General features: G+C 69.5%; 20 protein-coding genes, 3 tRNA genes and 1 pseudogene. 18 read left to right on the top strand and 6 right to left on the bottom strand.

Going from position 1 to position 19,241, the window contains the following annotated elements:
• Positions 1-22 precede the first annotated feature (22 nt).
• Complete coding sequence (locus AC4FS1_RS10870; RefSeq protein WP_491154926.1) at positions 23-721, bottom strand: helix-turn-helix domain-containing protein; 699 nt, start codon at positions 719-721, stop codon at positions 23-25.
• A 190-nt stretch (positions 722-911) separates the two neighbouring features.
• Between AC4FS1_RS10870 and AC4FS1_RS10865 the strand changes: the two genes are divergently transcribed.
• From AC4FS1_RS10865 to AC4FS1_RS10845, 5 genes are all read left to right on the top strand, one after another.
• Positions 912-1,613, top strand: a complete 702-nt coding sequence (locus tag AC4FS1_RS10865; protein WP_491154925.1) for a haloacid dehalogenase type II — start codon at positions 912-914, stop codon at positions 1,611-1,613.
• 182 nt (positions 1,614-1,795) lie between these two features.
• Complete coding sequence (locus tag AC4FS1_RS10860; RefSeq protein WP_491154924.1) at positions 1,796-2,299, top strand: DUF1269 domain-containing protein; 504 nt, start codon at positions 1,796-1,798, stop codon at positions 2,297-2,299.
• Positions 2,300-2,408: 109 nt separating this feature from the next.
• A complete protein-coding gene (locus tag AC4FS1_RS10855) occupies positions 2,409-3,074 on the top strand; it encodes an SDR family oxidoreductase (RefSeq protein ID WP_491154922.1) in 666 nt (221 codons plus the stop codon).
• A gap of 109 nt (positions 3,075-3,183) precedes the next feature.
• Complete coding sequence (locus tag AC4FS1_RS10850) at positions 3,184-4,533, top strand: TrkH family potassium uptake protein (RefSeq protein WP_491154920.1); 1,350 nt, start codon at positions 3,184-3,186, stop codon at positions 4,531-4,533.
• Entirely contained in the window at positions 4,526-5,221 is a 696-nt protein-coding gene (locus tag AC4FS1_RS10845; protein WP_491154918.1) for a potassium channel family protein, read from the top strand. The genes AC4FS1_RS10850 and AC4FS1_RS10845 overlap by 8 nt, the downstream gene beginning before the upstream one ends.
• 88 nt (positions 5,222-5,309) lie before the next feature.
• Here the strand turns inward: AC4FS1_RS10845 and AC4FS1_RS10840 are convergent, their stop codons facing one another.
• The 4 genes from AC4FS1_RS10840 to AC4FS1_RS10825 form a co-directional block, all read right to left on the bottom strand.
• The gene (locus AC4FS1_RS10840) at positions 5,310-5,654 is read right to left on the bottom strand and encodes a hypothetical protein (RefSeq protein ID WP_491154916.1); all 345 of its coding nucleotides are present in this window, start codon (positions 5,652-5,654) and stop codon (positions 5,310-5,312) included.
• 404 nt (positions 5,655-6,058) lie between these two features.
• A tRNA-Phe gene (locus AC4FS1_RS10835) sits at positions 6,059-6,131 on the bottom strand.
• A 68-nt stretch (positions 6,132-6,199) separates the two neighbouring features.
• Positions 6,200-6,273 (bottom strand) — tRNA-Asp (locus tag AC4FS1_RS10830).
• A 29-nt stretch (positions 6,274-6,302) separates the two neighbouring features.
• Positions 6,303-6,375, bottom strand: a tRNA-Glu gene (locus tag AC4FS1_RS10825).
• Positions 6,376-6,594: 219 nt separating this feature from the next.
• On the opposite strand from AC4FS1_RS10825, the gene AC4FS1_RS10820 reads away from it, so the two are divergent.
• Positions 6,595-8,031, top strand: coding sequence for a peptidoglycan DD-metalloendopeptidase family protein (locus AC4FS1_RS10820; protein ID WP_491154914.1), 1,437 nt, complete (start codon positions 6,595-6,597; stop codon positions 8,029-8,031).
• A gap of 61 nt (positions 8,032-8,092) precedes the next feature.
• On the opposite strand, the gene AC4FS1_RS10815 is transcribed toward AC4FS1_RS10820, so the two are convergent.
• The gene (locus tag AC4FS1_RS10815) at positions 8,093-8,626 is read right to left on the bottom strand and encodes an inorganic diphosphatase (protein ID WP_491154912.1); all 534 of its coding nucleotides are present in this window, start codon (positions 8,624-8,626) and stop codon (positions 8,093-8,095) included.
• Between the two features lie 233 nt (positions 8,627-8,859).
• Here AC4FS1_RS10815 and tilS point away from each other — a divergent pair, with 233 nt between their 5' ends.
• The 12 genes and pseudogenes from tilS to panC all read left to right on the top strand — a co-directional run bounded on the left by tilS (position 8,860) and on the right by panC (position 19,209).
• Positions 8,860-9,879: a tRNA lysidine(34) synthetase TilS gene (tilS, locus tag AC4FS1_RS10810; RefSeq protein WP_491154910.1), complete on the top strand. Its 1,020-nt coding sequence runs from the start codon at positions 8,860-8,862 to the stop codon at positions 9,877-9,879.
• A gap of 9 nt (positions 9,880-9,888) precedes the next feature.
• Entirely contained in the window at positions 9,889-10,440 is a 552-nt protein-coding gene (gene hpt, locus AC4FS1_RS10805) for a hypoxanthine phosphoribosyltransferase (RefSeq protein WP_491154907.1), read from the top strand.
• Between the two features lie 183 nt (positions 10,441-10,623).
• The gene (gene ftsH / locus AC4FS1_RS10800; RefSeq protein WP_491155705.1) at positions 10,624-12,627 is read left to right on the top strand and encodes an ATP-dependent zinc metalloprotease FtsH; all 2,004 of its coding nucleotides are present in this window, start codon (positions 10,624-10,626) and stop codon (positions 12,625-12,627) included.
• A 3-nt stretch (positions 12,628-12,630) separates the two neighbouring features.
• Positions 12,631-13,203: pseudogene (gene folE / locus AC4FS1_RS10795) on the top strand (GTP cyclohydrolase I); the annotation flags it as partial.
• Positions 13,204-13,328: 125 nt separating this feature from the next.
• On the top strand, positions 13,329-14,126 hold the full coding sequence (folP, locus tag AC4FS1_RS10790; protein WP_491154905.1) for a dihydropteroate synthase: 798 nt from the start codon (positions 13,329-13,331) through the stop codon (positions 14,124-14,126).
• Positions 14,123-14,536 (top strand): dihydroneopterin aldolase, encoded by a 414-nt coding sequence (gene folB / locus AC4FS1_RS10785; RefSeq protein ID WP_491154904.1) that lies wholly within the window; start codon positions 14,123-14,125, stop codon positions 14,534-14,536. Before folP ends, folB begins: the two co-directional genes overlap by 4 nt.
• A complete protein-coding gene (gene folK / locus AC4FS1_RS10780; RefSeq protein WP_491154902.1) occupies positions 14,533-15,039 on the top strand; it encodes a 2-amino-4-hydroxy-6-hydroxymethyldihydropteridine diphosphokinase in 507 nt (168 codons plus the stop codon). Before folB ends, folK begins: the two co-directional genes overlap by 4 nt.
• A complete protein-coding gene (locus tag AC4FS1_RS10775) occupies positions 15,036-15,524 on the top strand; it encodes a DUF3180 domain-containing protein (protein ID WP_491154900.1) in 489 nt (162 codons plus the stop codon). Before folK ends, AC4FS1_RS10775 begins: the two co-directional genes overlap by 4 nt.
• On the top strand, positions 15,475-16,068 hold the full coding sequence (locus tag AC4FS1_RS10770; protein WP_491154898.1) for a PH domain-containing protein: 594 nt from the start codon (positions 15,475-15,477) through the stop codon (positions 16,066-16,068). The genes AC4FS1_RS10775 and AC4FS1_RS10770 overlap by 50 nt, the downstream gene beginning before the upstream one ends.
• Complete coding sequence (locus AC4FS1_RS10765) at positions 16,065-17,633, top strand: PH domain-containing protein (RefSeq protein ID WP_491154896.1); 1,569 nt, start codon at positions 16,065-16,067, stop codon at positions 17,631-17,633. The genes AC4FS1_RS10770 and AC4FS1_RS10765 overlap by 4 nt, the downstream gene beginning before the upstream one ends.
• Positions 17,630-18,355, top strand: coding sequence for a Rossmann-like and DUF2520 domain-containing protein (locus AC4FS1_RS10760; RefSeq protein WP_491154894.1), 726 nt, complete (start codon positions 17,630-17,632; stop codon positions 18,353-18,355). Before AC4FS1_RS10765 ends, AC4FS1_RS10760 begins: the two co-directional genes overlap by 4 nt.
• Positions 18,352-19,209, top strand: coding sequence for a pantoate--beta-alanine ligase (gene panC / locus AC4FS1_RS10755; protein ID WP_491154892.1), 858 nt, complete (start codon positions 18,352-18,354; stop codon positions 19,207-19,209). The genes AC4FS1_RS10760 and panC overlap by 4 nt, the downstream gene beginning before the upstream one ends.
• Positions 19,210-19,241: the final 32 nt, after the last annotated feature.

The raw sequence follows: 19,241 nt of genomic DNA, 5'->3' as shown, positions 1-19,241 counted from the left end.
ACGTGAGCCGCTGCCGCGGGTGTCAGTCCATGTGGTCGAACCGTCGCAGCACATCCAGCGCGTTGGCCGTCATCGGGCGCCCCCGGCGGACGGCTTCGGCACCGGGCTCAGCATCCATGCTGGCGCTGCGGCGCCCCATGACGAACCACACGCCGCGGGCGGGGGACGAGCCGCGGTTGGTGTAGAGGTGCGGACGGGCGGATTCGAACTGCAGCGAATCCCCCGGGCCCAGGACGTACTCGTCGAACTCGAGTTGGAGCGTCAGCTCGCCCTCGAGGATGTAGGCGTGCTCGAAGCCGGAGTGTCGCGTGAGCTTCCCGGCCGCGGAGCTCGACGCGCCCGCCTCATACGTGACGAGGAGCGCGTCCGCACGCCCGTCAGGGCTGCTGGCCAAACGCTCCCACCGAACGCCGTCCTCCATCTCGATCGACGGGTTGTCGGCGCCGCGCTGTACCTCCGGGGTCGCGGCCCGGTACGCGGGGAACGCCGGCTCGGCGGCTGCTCGGTCTTGACCGGCGATGCCCAGCAGCTCGTCGGCAGAGACGCCGAAGAAGCCCGCGAGCGAGTACAGCGTCGCTACCGATGGCCGGCTCTTCCCGGTCTCCACCTGGGAGATGAGACTCGGGGAGACGCCGAGTTCCGAGGCGACTTTCCGCAGGCTGACTCCGCGCGATTGGCGAATCCGGCGGATGCGCTCGCCGATGTTTTCTGCAGTAGACATGCGAAGCTCCCGACTGCCCGTTGACCACACACCCTAGCAACGCAAGGCACCGAATGTACATAAATACTTAACGCTTGGGCGCGGTGTTCAATGGGTCGGGTCAGCCGTGTCGGGTCAAGCGTGTCGGGTCGACCACGTCGCCTCATCCGATTCCTCGCCCTGGGGAAGCGCTTCTGTTTTAGTGGACGACATGGAGAGACCGCCGTTCGTTCCCGACCGGGTGGACGCGCTCGTCTTCGACGTGATCGGGACGCTCGTCGACGAGGATGCGACGTGGCGGAGCGTCGCCGAGCGAATGGCCGCCGAGGCCGGTCTCGGCGGGCCAGCGGACCTTCACCGACGTTGGGCGGAGCTCCTCGCTGCACGGATGACCGCCGTCATCGCCGGCGAGGCCGCGTGGCAGCCCCACCGCCGACTCGTCGCCGACTCCGCACGCGAAGCGATCGTGAGCATGGGCGGGCGCCCGTCATCCGCGACCGCGGCGCAGGCGTTGTCCGTAGATCGGGAGTACCGGGCGTGGCCCGATGTGGCTGACGCGACGGCGACCCTCCGGCGGGGTCGACTCGTCGCCGGCGTGAGCAACGCCGACCTCGACTCGCTCGCGCGGCTGTCCAACGCCAACGCGATCAGCTGGGACATCGCGTTGTCCGCGGGCGCCGTGCAGACCTTCAAGCCCGCGCCGGCCGCCTACCGATACGCGATCGACACGCTCGGCATCGATCCGGCGCGGACGCTCTTCGTCGCCGCACATCCGTGGGACCTGCGAGCCGCCGCGGGCCACGGATTCCGCACCGCCTACGTCGCGCGCCCCGGCGCCGAGCGACCGTCGGCGGACGACCACTTCGACCTCGACGTCGACGACCTGTCGGCCCTGGCGACGCTCCTTTCGTGACCACCGGGGGCGCCCCCCGGACCGCCATGGGTCGTTGGTCCCGAGTATCGAAAGGACGGTTGTAGACCGCAAGGCCGGGGGTTACTGTCGGGCCCTGGCGGCGCGTGAACCAACGCGCCGCTCAACCCGGTCCCGCGCGAGCGCATCAGCGCCTGGGTAGGCCGAGACGAACGGGGTGTGTCGTGGCTGATTTGATTGTGATCGCGTTCGACTCGGAGACCGATGCCGAGGCCGCCTACAACAAGGTGCAGGAGCTCCAGAACGACCTCATCGTCGAGCTCGCGGGGTTGGCGTTGGTCAAGGTCGACGGGGAAGGTAAGACCCGTGTGGAGTACCCCGGGTCTGCGGGCAAGATCGGGGTCGGCGCGGCAGGGGGAGCGCTGTTCGGTGCACTGATCGGCATTCTCTTCTTCATCCCCTTCGCGGGACTCGTCTTCGGCGGGTTGCTCGGGGCCCTGTTCGCCGGCTTGGACAAGACAGGGCTGGATGCGGAGTTCCGCAACCGTGTGCAGTCCACCGTCACGGCCGGCAAATCGGCGATCGTGATGTACGCGGTGAAGCTCACGGCCGATAAGTTCGCCACCGCCCTGGCCCCGTACAACGGCCAGGTCGTGCAGACCTCGCTGTCCGACGCGGACGAGAAGGCCCTTATTGAGGACCTGGGCGCCGCAGCCAGGATCAGCTGAGGCCCTCCGGGCGGCCCCGCCGGCGTTCATCGCCGGGCGGCCGGCCAGCGATCAACGGTCACCCTGGGCCGGCTCGGCATCCGGCAACCAGTTCGGTTAACCTCGGGGCATGCCCCTCGCACTGGTCACCGGAGCCGCGCGAGCCAACAGCATCGCGGCCGCCATCGTCCCCCGCCTTGCCGCAGACGGGTGGGAAGTGGTCACCAGCGACCTCAGCACCGGGGATTACCCCTGCGACCTCGCGAGCGCCACGGAGCCCACGGCTCTCATCGAACGGATCAGTCGCGAACGCGGCATCCTGTCGGGCCTCGTCCTCAGCCATGCGCACGACGTCGAGTCCAGCATCCTGGACACGACAGCCGACAGCTTCGATCAGCACGTGGCGGTCAATGCGCGCGCATCCCTGCTGCTCATCGCCGCGTTCGCGCGGCAGGTGGATGCCACGGGCGGAGCCGTCGTGGCGTTCACGAGCGACCACACGACCGGCAACCTTCCCTACGGAGCCTCCAAGGGCGCGCTCGATCGGATCGTGATCTCCGCAGCGCGCGAGCTCGGGCCGCAGGGCATCTCCGCCAACGTCGTCAACCCTGGTCCGGTCGACACCGGCTGGATGAACGATGACACGCGCGAACGCCTCGCGGGGCACTTCCCGCTGGGCCGAGCGGGAACACCGAAGGACATCGCCGGGGTGACCTCGTTCCTGCTTTCGGCCGAGGGGCGGTGGATCAGCGGTCAACTCCTTCACGCCGACGGCGGGTTCTCCGCTCGGTTCTGATGCGGGCGCCATTGGTTCGCATGCCGGCGCGTCTGGCAAGCTGGTGCTCGTTCAGCGCTACGTGACAGTGGGCCCATCGCGCGCCCGCGGCGACAACTGAGGAAGGTGCATGGCCGTTCCTCGTGCCCTGGGGGTGCTTTCCCGCGTACAACCGGCCCAGGCGATCGCGATCGCCTTCGGCGGGGTCCTCGCCATCGGCACGGCATTCCTCATGCTCCCCGCGTCCGTCGAGTCACGTCCGGCGACGTTCATCGAGGCGCTCTTCACCGCGACGAGCGCTCTCTGTGTCACGGGCCACATCGTGGTCGACACGCCCGTTTTCTGGTCGCCGTTCGGTCACGTCGTCATCCTGGCTCTCATCCAGATCGGCGGCTTCGGCGTCATGTCGCTGGCGACGCTGCTCGGCCTCCTCGTCGCCCGTCGCCTCGGTCTGCGCACCCGACTCACAGCCGTGAGCGAAACGCACACAGTGGCGGTCGGCGATGTACGTCGCGTGCTCACGGGCGTCGCGCTCATCACGCTGAGCGTCGAGGCGGTCGTGGCCTTCCTCCTCATGCTGCGGTGGTGGATCGGCTACGGCGAGGACCTCGGCCGGGCGGTGTGGCTCGGGACGTTCCATGCCGTGTCGGCCTTCAACAACGCGGGCTTCGCGCTCTTCAGCGACAACCTCATGAGCTTCGTCGCGGACCCGTGGATCTGCCTCCCGATCTGCGCGGCGGTCATCATCGGCGGACTCGGGTTCCCCGTCATCATGGAGCTGCGCAAGCGGCTCGTCATCCCGCGGCGCTGGACCCTCAACACGATCACGGTGGTGGTCGGAACGCTCGTCCTGCTCCTCTTTGGTGCCGTCGTGCTGACCATTCTCGAGTGGTCGAACCCGGCGACGCTCGGCGCACTGGATCCCGCGGGGCGAATTCTCGCGGGTTTCACCGCATCGGTCATGCCGCGCACGGCCGGCTTCAACTCCATCGACGTCTCGCAGATGCACGAGGAGAGCTGGTTTGTCACCGACATCCTGATGTTCATCGGCGGTGGCCCAGCCGGCACGGCGGGCGGACTCAAGATCACGACGTTCGCGGTCTTGTTCTTCATCATCGTCGCCGAGGTGCGCGGGGACACGGCCGTGAACATGTTCGGGAAACGCCTCCCGCGCTCCACCCATCGCGAGGCCCTCACCGTTGCGCTCCTCTCGGTCGCCCTGGTCGTCGCCTCGACGCTCGCGATCATGCTGATGAGCCCCTTCAGCCTCGACCGTGTCGTCTTCGAGGTGATCTCCGCATTCGCTACTGTCGGACTCTCCACGGGCATCACCGCGAGCCTCCCGCCTGCCGCACAGGGGATCCTCATCCTCCTGATGTTCATCGGCCGGCTCGGCCCCGTGGCGCTCGGGTCCGCGCTCGCGTTGTCCACCCAGAAGCGTCAGTACGAACTGCCAAAGGAGCGTCCGATCATTGGATAACCCCACCCACTTCTGGGCCCGCCGCCGGCGCGACGGCTCCGCCAACTCGGTTGTCGTCATCGGCCTCGGGCGCTTCGGCGGGTCGCTCGCGACCGAGCTCGCCCGCTCGGGCACCGAGGTCCTCGGCGTTGACGCGGACGAAGACACCGTGCAGTCGCTCAACGGCATCCTCACCCACGTGGTCCGCGCGGACTCGACGCGGCAGGTCGCGCTCGATCAGCTCGGGGTCGCCGACTTCGACCGGGTCGTTGTCGGCATCGGCTCGGACATCCAGGCCAGCATCCTCACTGCGTCACTCCTCATGCGTATGGGCGTGCGCTCGATCTGGGCCAAGGCCATCAGTGAGCAACATGGCCTCATTCTCGAGCAGCTCGGCATCGAGCACGTGATCTACCCGGAAGCCGACATGGGTCGCCGGGTGGCCCACCTCGTGCGCGGCTCGATGCTCGACTATGTGGAATTCGACCGCGACCTCGTCGTCGCGAAGACGATCGCGCCCCGGGAGATGGTGGGCCGCTCACTCGAGGAATCTGCCGTCCGTCGCCGGCACGGCGTCACCGTCGTGAAGATCAAGGGAGGGGACGGCGAATGGCAGGCAGCGGGTGCCGCCTCTGTGGTTGCCGAGGGCGACACTCTCATCATCATCGGATCGGTGGAACGCACCGAGAGATTCGCTGCACTGATGTGAAGCCCCATCGCCACCCCCACACCGCTCCGCTTGGATGCGGGCGGTTGCGTGAGCGGCGAGAAGATCGCGTGAGGTTTTACCGGAGAAGCTACCGATTGAGTTCGTTGACTTCTGCGATGTGCTCCAGGCGCGCGATCAGGAGGTCGCCGGCGGACGCCATGCCGCCGATGGCCCAGGTGATGATCACCAGGGCGACAAGCGCGATCCCCACGTGCGCCGTCCACGTGTACCGGCGCCGGACGGTGAGGACAACGGCGGTGATCGCGCTCAGGATGGCGATGGTCTGTCCTGCCACGGTGGCGAATGCCATCCGGAGGGCGGTGTCCGTGGTAAGTGGCCCGTAGCTGTTCAGCGCGGCGTTGAGAGCGAAGGGGATCGCGACGACTCCGAGAAGCAGAACCGACCCGCGGCTGATGCGGCGGGGTCGCTTCACCACCGGATCTTGGTCAACTGCGGGGGACGTCGTCACGGCCGAGACACTACCAATCGTGCGGCCTCCACGCACCCGGAAGGCTCGAGGTTATCGCTCAGGCGCACGTCCAGCGCTATGGATCAGCTCGAGGATCGGGAAGTCGAATCCGGGGGCTCCACGCAATTCGCGCAGACGGAGGCCCCGCCAGTTCTTCGCGCCCACATCCCGGGGGTCGAAGCCGAAGATCGAACCGCGGCAAGAGGCGGGAGCTGACCTCTGTGCGCCGTCCGCTGCGACGAGTCTCTGCCTGGATTCCGGCGAAGATTTCGTCGACAGCACCCGACTCGCCCGCGAGGGCTTGCCTGCCGATCCCACCAGGGCAAGTGAAGAAACCCCCGCGCGTAGAAGCCGCACGAGGGTTTCAGTGGCTCCGACGGGCGTCGATCCCGTGACCTCACGATTTTCAGTCGTGCGCTCTACCAACTGAGCTACAGAGCCGCACGGCTCCGAAAAGCCGTGTCCGAGACGAAAGGCCCTCTGAAATCAAAGGGCCCGTCGCTGTGGAGCGACCCTGACGGGACTTGAACCCGCGACCTCCGCCGTGACAGGGCGGCACGCTAACCAACTGCGCTACAGGGCCATGCTTATTCAGTTGTATCGGCGAAACCGTGACCCCAACGGGATTCGAACCCGTGCTACCGCCGTGAAAGGGCGGCGTCCTAGGCCGCTAAACGATGGGGCCGAAATGAACCCCTTCGCCACGCGGGCTCAGCGCTCACTTGCCGACGCCCAAGCATACGCAATCCCCCACTGATCCGCCAATCGGGGGCGAGTCCAACCGGGGATTCGGTCCCGCCCGGGTAAGCATGGATGTCGCGACCCCTGCGACGCGGACCTGTTGCGATTGTTACTCATGTTGCTACTGTGGTCCGAGTTGCCATCGGAGAGGGAAGGTGCCGTCGTGACTCTCGACCGGCTCGATCGCCTCGACACCGAGGAGTGCGACTGCGCACCCAGCCCCCGCGAGCGACGGATGCTGTGGCCCAACGTCGATCGGCGGGGTGCCCTGACCCTCGGCGCTCTGGGTGCCGTCGGCCTCGGCCTCTTCGGCGCTACGGCCGGCCCCGGTCTCCCGGGCGCCTTCGGCATCGCCGGGTACCCATCGTGGGCAGACGTCGAGCGCGCTCGCGCCAATGAGGGTGCGAAAGCCGCCGAGGTCACCCGCATCCAGGGCCTGATCCAGGCTCTCAATGCGGAAGTGCAGCGCACGCAGGCGGAGGTCGTCGCGCGCTCGAACGAGTATTACGAGGCGCAGCAGGCCTACCTGGAAGCGGCGTACGAGGCGGATCAGCTGCAGGCACAGGCCGACGCGCAGGCCGCCAAGGCCGCAGATGCGGCGAACAAAGCCGGTCGCGTCGCCGCTCAGCTTTATCGGAGCGGCGGGGATGACGCCTCGCTCGACCTGTTCTTCGCCGGCTCCGCCGCATCCGCCGACGACCTCCTCTCGCGCCTGGGCACGATGGACAAGCTCATCGAGCGCAACCAGTCGGTCTACGCACAGGCGGTCACAGCCCGCGACAGCGCGCAGAGCCTCAGCGACCAGGCCGAGGTCATGCGTGTCGAGCGCGACCGGCTGCAGAAGATCGCCGAGGAGAAGATGGTCGCCGCTCAGCAAGCGGCTGCCGCCGCTGAGGCGGCGCTCGCCGAGCAGCAAGCGAACCAGGTGACGCTCGAGGCGCAGCTGGCCGCACTCAAAGACGCCACGGCGAAGACGGTCGCCGACTACCAGGCCGGCGTCGAAGCAGAACGTAAGGCCCGCGAGGAGCGGGAGCGGAAGGCTCGCGAAGAAGCGGAGCGCCGTGCGCGCGAGGAGCGGGAGCGCCGGGAACGCGAGCAAGCCGCGAACAACGGCGGCGGCGGCGGCGGCGGCGGTGGCGGTGGCGGTGGCGGCGGCGGTGGTGGCGGCGGTGGCGGTGGCGTGGTCTCCTCCGGTTGGACTCGTCCCTCCAGTGCCGGCGTGAGCTCGTGGTACGGGCCGCGATCGGTGCAGTGCACCCCGTCGTATTGCTCCACCGGGTACCACCTGGGGCTCGACTTCGGCGCGGGTTGCGGTGCCGGCAACTACGCCGCTGCGGCTGGGACCGTGACCTATGCGGGCTGGAACGGCGGCTACGGCAACTTCGTCCGGATCGACCATGGCGGCGGCATCTCCACCGGTTACGCCCACAACAGCAGCCTCCGCGTGTCCTACGGACAGCGGGTCGGCGCCGGTCAGCTGGTCGGCGTTGTGGGACTCACGGGTAACGTCTTCGGTTGCCACCTCCACTTCGAGGTGTACTCCGGAGGCGGCACGATCAACCCCGCCACGTTCCTGCGCGACCGCGGCGTGTGGGTCTGATCCTCACCTGACGCGAAGAAGCCCGGTCGCTTGCGACCGGGCTTCTTGCATGCCTGCTCCGTCAGAGCGAGTTCGGGGCCTCGCCGGCACCCTGCGTGCGGGTCTCGCCCTCGTGCTCCTCGAAGCGCGTGAACGCCTCGCCGACGAGCCGTTCGGCTTCCGCCGCATCCGCCCAGTCGTCGACCTTGACCCACTTGTTGGGCTCGAGGTCCTTGTAGTGCTCGAAGAAGTGCGCGATCTCCTTCTTCGTCCACTCGTCGATGTCGCCGACATCCTGGATGTGGTCCCACCGCGGGTCCTTGGACAGCACGGCGACCACCTTGTCGTCACCGCCTGCCTCGTCGCTCATCTTCAGCACGCCGACGGGGCGCACCTTCGCGAGGATGCCGGGGTACAGGTCGCGGTCCAGGAGCACCAGGACGTCGAGCGGGTCGCCGTCTTCGCCGAGCGTATTCTCGAAGAACCCGTAGTTCGCCGGGTAGCCGAAGACCGTGTAGAGGATGCGGTCGAGGAAGACCCGGCCGGTGCCGTGGTCGACCTCATACTTCACGCGGCTGCCGCGTGGGATCTCGATGACGGCGTCGTACGCGCCCATGCGTGTGCTCCTTCGATGGTGGGGAGACTTCGTTCGCCGACGCTCGGCCAGCAGAAGTGCCGCGCACCAGCCTAATGCGGGGCGGCTCCCAGCCATGCGCTCCGGCTGCCGCCTCGTCGGCGTCGTCTCGTCGAGCACAACTCCTCGCAACTGCGCCGGGAGGCCGCGGTTGCGGCCCGGAACGGCGGCCTTTGAGGAGTAGTGCGCACGCGCGGCGCCGGTAGCGTGGGGCCGTGGACCGCCGACCCGCCCTCGCCCCCGCCGTCGCTGAGGTGCGTCGCGCCGTCCGCGCAGCGCTCGAGCCGCTTCCCGCAGACGGCGCCCCGGTCGTGGTGGTTGCGTTGTCGGGAGGTGCGGACTCGCTCGCCCTTGCCGCGGCCACCGCGTTCGAGGCCCCCAAGATCGGCCTCCGACCTGTCGCGATCGTCATCGATCATCGGCTGCAGCCCGGGTCGGCCGAGGTGGCGGCGCGAGCGGCGGAGGCGGCGCGCGGCATCGGCCTCGAGGCGCATGTCGTCGACGTGACGGTGGACGGGGCGGGGGGACCCGAGGCCGCGGCCCGCGCGGCCCGCTACCGCGCCCTAGCCGACGCGGCCCGCGCACACCGCGCCACCGCCGTGCTCGTCGGTCACACCCTCGACGACCAGGCCGAGACCGTGCTGCTGGGCCTGGCCCGCGGCTCCGGCGCGGCAAGCCTCCAGGGGATGGCCGCGGTCGCAGACCTCGACGGCGTCGCGCTCCTCCGTCCGCTGCTGAGCGTGCGGCGCGAGACCACGCGTGCGGCGTGCGCCGCCGAGCGACTCGAGCCATGGGATGACCCGCACAACGCCGACCGTCGCTTCGCGCGGGTCCGCGTGCGGGAGCGGGTGCTTCCCGTCCTCGAGGAGGAGCTCGGCCCCGGCGTGGCTGAAGCGCTCGCCCGCACGGCCGAGCAGCTCCGCGAGGACGCCGACGCCTTCGCCGAGATGATCGACGAGGTGATCGAAGACATCGTCGAGCACGCCGAAGCCGGCATCTCCGTCTCCGCCCCCGCGCTCGCCGCCAATCCGGCCGCGCTCCGACACCGCATCATCCGCCACGTCGTGACGAGCGAGTTCGGTCAGAGTCTCACCCGCGCTCAGACGCGGGAAGTGGCCCGGTTGGCGACCGAGTGGAAGGGCCAGGGGCCCATCGACCTGCCGGGATGCCGCGCCCGCCGGGTGGGCGGGCGCATCCAGTTCACCGCCGGTGGGCTCCCAGGAGCATCCACCTAGGATCGAACCATGCGCGCGGCCGACATTCCCGATGACATCACCGACATCCTGCTCACCGAGGAGCAGATCCAAGAGAAGCTGACGGAGCTCGCGACGCAGGTTGCAGCCGATTACGAGGGCAAGAACCTTCTCCTCGTCGGCGTTCTCAAGGGCGCGGTCATGGTGATGGCCGACTTCGCCCGGCAGCTTCCCGGGCACATCGAGATGGACTGGATGGCGGTCTCTTCCTACGGCACGGGGACGCGCTCGAGCGGTGTCGTCCAGATCCGCAAAGACCTCGACACCGACCTGCACGGCCGGCACGTGCTGATCGTCGAGGACATCATCGACTCCGGGCTGACGCTGAGCTGGCTGCTGGAGAACTTCGCCTCGCGCGGCGCGGAATCGGTCGAGGTTCTGGCGCTGCTGCGGAAGCCCGACGCGATGAAGGTGCACGTCGACTGCCGGTACGTCGGGTTCGACATCCCGAATGAGTTCGTCATCGGCTATGGCCTGGACTACGCCGAGCGCTACCGCAACCTGCGGGATGTCGCGGTCCTGGCCCCCCACGTCTACAGCTGACGCTTCTGCCCGGGCGCTTCGTCTCGCTGCGCTCGCTCAGCGACCGGGTGCGGGTCAGGTGCGCTCGGCCCGCGTACGCCGTGGGCGAATGCACAGGCCCGGCATAGAGAGGCCGCGATACCCTGAAGCCACCGCCTCATCGGCGGATCCCCAGATGGAAGGGTCATGGGCGCCGCCCCAACCATGAACTTCAAGAAGCTGACGCGCAACCCGATCCTCTATGTGGTGCTGATCGGGATTTTCCTGATCGTCGGGTTCTCGCTGATCACCAACCTCAACGGTGCCCGGCAGATCACCACGCAGCAGGGCCTCGAGCTCCTCCGTGGCGACACCGTCACCGAGGTGACGAACACCGACGGCGACCAGCGCGTCGACATGGTCCTGTCCGAGCCGTTCGAAGACGCTACGGACGTGCAGTTCTACTACGTCACCGCCCGCGCCGACGAGGTCGTGCGCGCTATCGACGCCGCCGAGCCGACCGACGGGTTCAACGACCTGGTGCCGCGCGCCACCTGGTTCGACGGGTTCATCTCGCTCCTCCTGCCGCTCCTGCTACTCGGCCTGCTGTTCTGGTTCATGCTCTCCAGCGCCCAGGGCGGCGGAAGCCGCGTCATGCAGTTCGGCAAGTCCCGCGCGAAGCTCGTCAGCAAGGAGAGCCCCACCGTCACGTTCCAGGATGTGGCCGGTGCGGAAGAGGCGATCGAGGAACTCCAGGAGATCAAGGACTTCCTGAAAGACCCGGTCAAGTTCCAGAACGTCGGCGCCCGCATCCCGAAGGGCGTGCTGCTGTACGGCCCTCCCGGAACCGGTAAGACCCTCCTCGCGCGCGCCGTCGCCGGCGAGGCCGGTGTGCCGTTCTACGCCATCTCCGGTTCGGACTTCGTCGAGATGTTCGTCGGCGTCGGCGCCAGCCGCGTGCGTGACCTGTTCAACCAGGCCAAGGAGAATGCCCCGGCGATCATCTTCATCGACGAGATCGACGCTGTCGGCCGTCACCGCGGTGCCGGCATGGGGGGCGGGCACGATGAGCGCGAGCAGACGCTGAACCAGATGCTCGTGGAGATGGACGGGTTCGACCCGAAGGTCAACGTCATCGTCATCGCCGCGACCAACCGGCCCGACATCCTCGACCCGGCGCTGCTGCGCCCCGGCCGCTTCGACCGGCAGATCGGGGTGGATGCTCCGGACCTGCAGGGTCGCAAGAAGATCCTCGAAGTGCACGGCCGCGGCAAGCCGCTGGCCGACAGTGTCGACCTCGAGGTCGTCGCCCGCAAGACGCCGGGGTTCACCGGTGCCGATCTCGCGAACGTGCTGAACGAGGCGGCTCTGTTGACGGCGCGCTCGAACGCGCAGCTGATCGACAACCGCGCCCTGGATGAGGCGATCGACCGCGTGCTCGCCGGCCCGCAGCGGCGCACCCGCGTGATGAAGGACAAGGAAAAGCTCATCACCGCGTACCACGAGGGCGGCCACGCCCTCACCGCGGCGGCGATGAACCACACCGACCCGGTCACGAAGGTCACGATTCTTCCCCGCGGCAAGGCGCTCGGCTACACGATGGTGCTGCCCCTGGACGACAAGTACTCCGTCACCCGGAACGAGCTGCAGGACCAGCTCGCCTACGCGATGGGCGGCCGGGTCGCGGAGGAGATCGTCTTCCACGACCCGACCACCGGCGCATCCAACGACATCGAGAAGGCGACCGGCATCGCCCGCAAGATGGTGACCGAATACGGGATGACCACCGACGTCGGACCGGTCAAGCTCGGGTCGTCCTCGGGCGAGGTCTTCATGGGCCGCGACATGGGCCACGGCCGCGACTTCAGCGAGCGCGTCGCCGAGCGTATCGACGGCCAGGTGCGCGCGCTGATCGAGCAGGCGCACAACGAGGCGTACGAGGTGCTCAACGCCAACCGCGACATCCTCGACCGCCTCGCGCTCGAGCTCCTGGAGAAGGAGACGCTCGACCACATCGAGCTGGCCGAGATCTTCAGCGACATCAAGCGTCTGCCTCCGCGCCCGCAGTGGCTGTCCAGCAGCGACCGGCCCGTTTCGGCGCTCCCGCCGGTGGACGTGCCCCGTCGCGAGCAGCCTGCCGGGGTCGCCGCCTCGGTCGAGGCGGAGCCGAAGGCCGAGAAGGCTCCGCGCCGCCGCCCGAGCGGACAGGCGCGGCCGGCTACCGCCTAGCCCGTGGCCGTCGACCGCGACCGCGTCGCCGCGCTGATCCACGAGCTGCTGGAGGCGATCGGGGAGGATCCCGATCGCCCCGGCCTGCGGCAGACGCCACACCGTGTCGCCGACGCGTACGTGGAGTTCTTCTCCGGAGTGGGTGAGGATGCGGCGGGCCCGCTCGCGCACACCATCTCGGTGACGCACGGGCCGGCGCCGGAAACCGTGCCGTCGGGGGCTGTGCTCCTTCGGGATGTCGCGTTCCGCTCGATCTGCGAGCATCACCTGCTGCCCTTCCGCGGGCGTGCGCACCTGGCATACCTGCCGGGGGAGCAGGTCGTGGGGCTGAGTGCGCTGCCGAAGGTCGTCGACATCCTCTCCTCGCGTCCACAGGTCCAGGAGCGGCTGGGGGAGCAGATCGCCGACGTCATCGCGTCGTCGCTCGACGCGCGGGGAGTGCTCGTCGTCCTCGACGCCGTGCACGAGTGCGTCACGATGCGCGGGCCGCGCCAGTCGGAATCGTCGACGGTGACGATCGCCGCCCGCGGCGAGCTGGCCGAGCCGGCGGCGCGGGCGGAGCTCATCGCCTTGCTGGCCCTTCGTCTCGCGCCTGCGGCGCTCGCTCAGGGACCGGGCGGGGATGCGCCTGCGGCGCTCGCTCAGGGACCGGGCGGGGAGGCGCCTGCGGCGCTCGCTCAGGGACCGGGCGGGGAGGTGTCATGACGCTCGTGATGGGCATCGTCAACGTCACGCCGGACTCCTTCAGCGACGGCGGCCGTTACCTCGACCCTGACACGGCGGTCGCGCGCGGCATCCAGCTGCGCGACCAGGGGGCGGCGATCATCGACGTCGGCGGAGAGTCCACCCGGCCCGGCGCCGAACGCGTGGATCCTCGGGTCGAGCGGGAGCGCGCCGTGCCGGTCGTCGCGGCATTGGCGGCGGCCGGAGTGGCCGTGAGCATCGACACGATGAATGCCTCGACCGCCCTCGCCGCTGCAGAAGCGGGCGCCCGCATCGTGAACGATGTCTCGGGTGGCCTCGCCGACCCGGAGCTTCTCGACGCCATCGCGCCGACCGGCGTCGACGTCGTGCTCGGCCACTGGCGAGGACCCTCGGACGATATGTACGCCGGCGCGAGCTACCGCGACATCGCCCGCGAGGTGCGGGAGGAGCTGCTCGCCCGGGTCGAAGCGGCCGCCGCCGCGGGCATCGCCCCCGCGCGGATGATCGTCGACCCCGGCATCGGGTTCGGCAAGCGCGGTGAGCAGAACTGGGACACGCTGCGCGCTCTGCCGCAGCTGGTGGGCATCGGGCCCCGTGTCCTCGTCGGTACGAGCCGCAAGAGGTTTCTCGCCGACGCGCTCGGGCCCGACGCATCCGTGGATCGACGCGACCTCGCCACCGCCGTGACGAGCGTGCTCGCCGCCCAGGCCGGGGCGTGGGCCGTGCGCGTGCACGACGTACCCACCACCCGGGATGCGTTGCGCGTGGCGGAGAAGTGGGAAGGTGCAGCATGAACACGGGAGAACCGCTCGACGAGATCACCCTGACGGGGGTGCGTGCGTTCGGCTACCACGGGGTATATCCCGAGGAACGGCGCGAAGGTCAGGAGTTCGTCGTCGACCTGACGTTGCATATCCCGACGGCCCCCGCTGCGGCATCCGATGACGTCGCCGACACCGTGCACTACGGCGAGCTCGCCGAGCGGGTGGTCACCGCTGTCCAGGGCGAGCCGGTGAACCTCCTCGAGCGGTTGGCGCAGCGCATCGCCGACGTCGTCCTCGCCGATGACCGGGTGCAGATCGCGACCGTCACCGTGCACAAACCGTCCGCGCCCATCGCCGTGCCCTTCGGCGATGTCTCCGTCACCATCCGCCGCTCGCGTTCCGCCACCCGCCCGGCGGGATTCGCCACGGAGTCGCGATGAGTGCGTCCTCGGCCTCTGCGGGCGGCGGGACCGTCGCCGTCGTCGCACTGGGCTCCAACCTGGGCGATCGCGCCGAGACCCTCGGTGCCGCCCTGACGGAGCTGGCGGCACTGCCGCTCACCACCGAGGTGCGCGCGTCGGGAGCGATGGAGAGCGTGGCGGTGACCGAAACCGGCGAGGACGAGGATGCTCCGCGGTATCTCAACGCCATCGCCCTGGTGCGGACGCGCCTGGCGCCTTCCCTGCTCCTTCGTGCTCTTCACGAGATCGAGACCGCACACGGCCGCGAGCGCCGCGAGCGGTGGGGCGACCGGACGCTCGACCTCGACCTTGTCGCCTACGGGAACATCACCTCGGACGACCCCCGCCTGACGCTGCCGCATCCGCGCGCCGCCGAGCGCGACTTCGTCCTGATCCCGTGGCTCGACGTCGACCCGGACGCTTACCTTCCCGGCGCCGGCTCGGTGCGCGAGCTGCACGACCAGCTTCGGAGCCGATCGTGAGGCGCACGAGCCCCGGCATCCTCGCGCTGGCGGCGGTCATCGGCGCGGGAGTGGGGTTCCTCCTCGACAACATCCTCAGCGCCGCCGGCCGGCCCACCTTCACGCCCGCGGTGAGCCTGCCCATCCTGCTGCTTCTGCTCGGAGCGATCGTGATCGTCCTGGCGATTCCGGTGTTCCGGGCCACCCGCGGGCGTGCGGTCGTTCCGCTCAACCCGTTCCGCGCGCTGCGCATCGCGATGCTCGCGAAGGCGTCGAGCATCGTCGGTGCGGCCGTCGGCGGCTTCGGCCTAGGCCTCGTGGTCTTCCTTCTGACACGACCGGTCGTGCCGTCGGTAGGCTCGATGGGCACGATCATCGGGACGGCGGTGTGCGGAGCGGTCCTCGTGGTCGCCGGACTCGTCGCCGAACAGCTCTGCACCATCCGGAAGGACGACGATGACGATCAGCCCGGGAACACCCCCGGACTCGAATCCTCCGGCCGCTGAGGATGCCGGCGAGGGCGACCTCGACCGGGGGACCTTCCCGCACATCCAGGAGCCGCGGGGAGCAGCCCGCCTGCCGCTCGGCGACGGCGTATGGCATCAGCTCGCCCGCGCGTACGTGTGGGTGCGGATGATCTCCACGGGCGGATTCCTTCTCCTGGTGGTCGCGGTCGCCCTCGTCTTCCAGCTGTGGCTGAACCAGACGTGGGTGTGGATTCCCGTCGGGGTGATCGCCGTCATGTCCGTCTGGACCCTCGGGATCACCCCGCGGCAGGCACGCTCGTACGGTTATCAGCTGCGCCGCGACGATCTCGTCTTCCGCCGCGGCATCCTGTGGCAGCGGATGGTCGCCGTCCCCTACGGGCGGATGCAGCTGGTCGACATCACCCACGGGCCGCTGGATCGCGGTTTCGGGATCGCGCAGCTGAAGCTTGTGACTGCCGCCGCCTCGACGGGTGTCACCATCCCCGGACTCCCCCAGGATGCCGCGGAGCGCCTGCGTGACACCCTCGTGGATGTCGCGGAAACCCGTCGGACGGGCCTGTGAGCGAGGCCACCGCGCCCGCCCCTCCGGTCCGGGAGGTGCGCTCGCCGCTCAGTGACGGCGAGTGGCACCGCATGCACCCGCTCACCCCGCTTCTACGGGGAGGCCTGTTCCTCCTCGTGGTCGCCGGCATCGTGATCGCCAACCTGCGGGAGCGCCTGATCGAGGTGTTCCTTCCGGGGTTCCCCGTCGGCGACGACGCGCCCGCCGACCCCGTCGACTACCTGCTCCGCAACAACCTCCTGCTCCTGGCGGGCGGGCTCCTGCTGGCGACGCTCGTCGTGCTACTGGTCGTGTTCTGGCTGTCGTGGCGCTTCCACACGTTCCGGATCACCGGCGACGACGTCGAAGTGCGCACCGGCGTGCTCTTCCGCACGCACCGCCGCGCTCCCCTGGACCGTGTGCAGGGGGTGAACCTCACCCGCCCGCTCGTCGCCCGCCTGTTCGGCATGGCCAAGCTCGAAGTCGTCGGCGCGGGGCTGGACTCGAACGTCAAGCTCGAGTACCTCTCGACCTCGAACGCCGAGACCATCCGGACCGACATCCTCCGCCTCGCCTCGGGGCGGCAGCTCGCCGCAGCCGGCGCGACGGCGCGGGCGGATGCTGCGGCCCCGGGTTCACGCATCCACCAGGCTGCGACCCTGGTCGGCGCGGGGATCTCGGGCCTCATCGAGGGCGAAGACACCGACGCGACCGAGGTCGAGTCGGTCGTGCACATCCCGCCGGGCCGGCTCGCCGCATCCCGCGCCCTCAGCGCGTCGACGCTCGGCCTCCTTGCCGCCATCGCGGCCGTGATCGTCGGCGTGGTGGCCGGCATCCCCTGGATCCTCTTCGGTTTCGTCCCCGCGATGATCGGCTACGTCGCCTATTGGGTCCGGTCGTTCGTCCGCGCGTTGCGCTATTCGATCGCGCCGACACCCAGCGGCGTGCGGGTCACCTTCGGGCTGTTCACCACGGTGAGTGAGATCCTGCCGCCCGGGCGGATCCACGCGCTCGAGGTGCGGCAGTCGCTGCTGTGGCGCCCGTTCGGATGGTGGTCGATCACCGTGACCCGCATCTCCGGCCGCGCGATGACCGACGCCTCGACCGACCAGCTGACCAGCGTGTTGCCGGTGGGAACGCGTACCGACGTCGAGCGGGTCGTCCGGCTGCTGCTGCCGGCTCTGCCCGAGGAGCAGATGGCGCATGTCTTCGAACAGGGGATCCTCGGTCCCGGAGCCGACGACCCGTACGTCACGACTCCGCGGCGGGCGCGTCTGCTGAGGCCCCTCTCGTGGCGCCGCAACGGATTCCTCCTCACCCCTGACGCGCTGTTCTTCCGCCGCGGCTACATCTGGCGGGCGCTGGGCGTCTTCCCTCTCGCGCGGATGCAGAGCGTCGGCATCGGCCAGGGACCGCTCGATCGGGCGCTGAGCCTCGCCGAACTGACGGCGCACGTCGTGCCCGGTCAGGTCACCACCACCGTCGGGGTCCTCGACCGTGATGACGCGCTCCGCGTGTTCGGGCAGACCGCCGAGGGGATCGTCGCCGCCTCCGCCGGTGACCGCAGCCACAGGTGGGCACAGTGAGTCCGTCACGCGACGGGAGACTCGGCGTCGGCGTGCTCGGCGCCGGGCGCGTCGGCCCGGTGATCGGCGCCGCGCTGCGCAACGCCGGGCACGCCGTGGTGGGGATCACCGTCGGCTCGGATCCCGACCGCGTGGACGCGCTCCTTCCGGGAGTTCCTGTCCTGGACGCCGAGGAGGTGGTCCGCCGTGCGGAGCTGATCGTCGTCGCGGTGCCGCACGATCAGCTGCCCGGACTCGTCACGGGCTTGGCGGAGCTCGGTGCCTGGCAGATCGGGCAGCTCGTGCTGCACGTCGATCCGGGGTACGGCGTCGGGGTCCTGGCCCCGGCGCTCCGTGCGGGGGCGATCCCGCTCGCGATCCACCCGGCGATCTCCTTCACCGGGACATCCATCGACCTGCGCCAGCTCACGGAGAGCTACGCCGCGGTGACCGCCCCCGCTCCGGTGCTGCCGATCGCGCAGGCGCTCGCCGTCGAACTCGGCTGCGAGCCGGTCGTGATCGCCGAAGCCGACAGGCCGGCGTACGCCGAAGCGATCGCGACCGCGACCCAGTTCTCCCGCTCCATCGTCCGCCAGGCCTCGGGCCTGCTCTCGGGCGTAGGAATCGACAACCCGGGCGGGTACCTTTCCGCGCTCGTCCGCTCCACGGTCGATCAAGCACTCGCCGAGGGGGCACCGGCCGGTCCGGAGGGGCTCCCGCCGGCGGCTACGCTCGACGGATGATCAGCACCACCGACGGGCTGCGCACCCGACTGGCCGAGGCCAGAGCAGCAGCCCGCCCCGACGGGTCTTCGCCGACCGTCGCCCTCCTGTCCACCCTGGGCGCGCTTCACGACGGGCACATCGACCTCGTTCGACTCGCGCGAGAGCGCGCGGACATCGTGGTCGTGTCGACGTTCGTGAACCCTTTGCGTTTTCGCACGTCCGAAGACGCGGCCGCCTATCCGCGCAGCCCCCGGGAGGACGTGGCGCTTCTGGAATCGCTCGGCGTCGACGTGGTCTTCGCCCCGACCGCCGCGGAGTTGTTGCCCGCGGGCCTGGCGACCACCAGGATCAGCGCCGGCGACCTGGGGCTCCGCTACGAGGGCCGATCGCGCCCGTTCTACTTCGACGGACTGCTCACCGTCGAGGCGCTACTGTTCCACCTCGTCCGCCCCGACGTCGCGATGTACGGCGAACGGGACCTGCAGCGGGTCTTCCTCGTGCGGCGCATGATCCGCGACCTGCGGTTCGACATCGACGTGGCCACGGTACCGACCGTCCGCGCCGACGACGGCCTCCCCATCTCCAGTCGCGTCGGTCTGCTGGACGACGACGACCGCCGAGCAGCCGCACGGCTGACGGAGGCGCTGGATGCGGCGGCATCCAACGCCGATCGCGGAGTGGATGCCTGCATCGCCGCGGCCCAGGCCACGCTCATGGGTGATTCCCGCGTGCACCTGGACTACCTCAGCGTCGTCGACCCCGACTCCTTCCAGCCGGTGGACGAAGGCCATGCCGGACGTGCGACGGTACTGATCGCCGCCACGGTCGGAGGCCACCGGTTCGTCGACAACACCGACATCTACCTGCCCTGACGCTGCGCGCGGCCCGGGGGACACCCGCACGG

The organism is Microbacterium sp. Z12_35, assembly GCF_058310475.1.
This window is presented reverse-complemented; position numbering and strand designations above follow the sequence as displayed.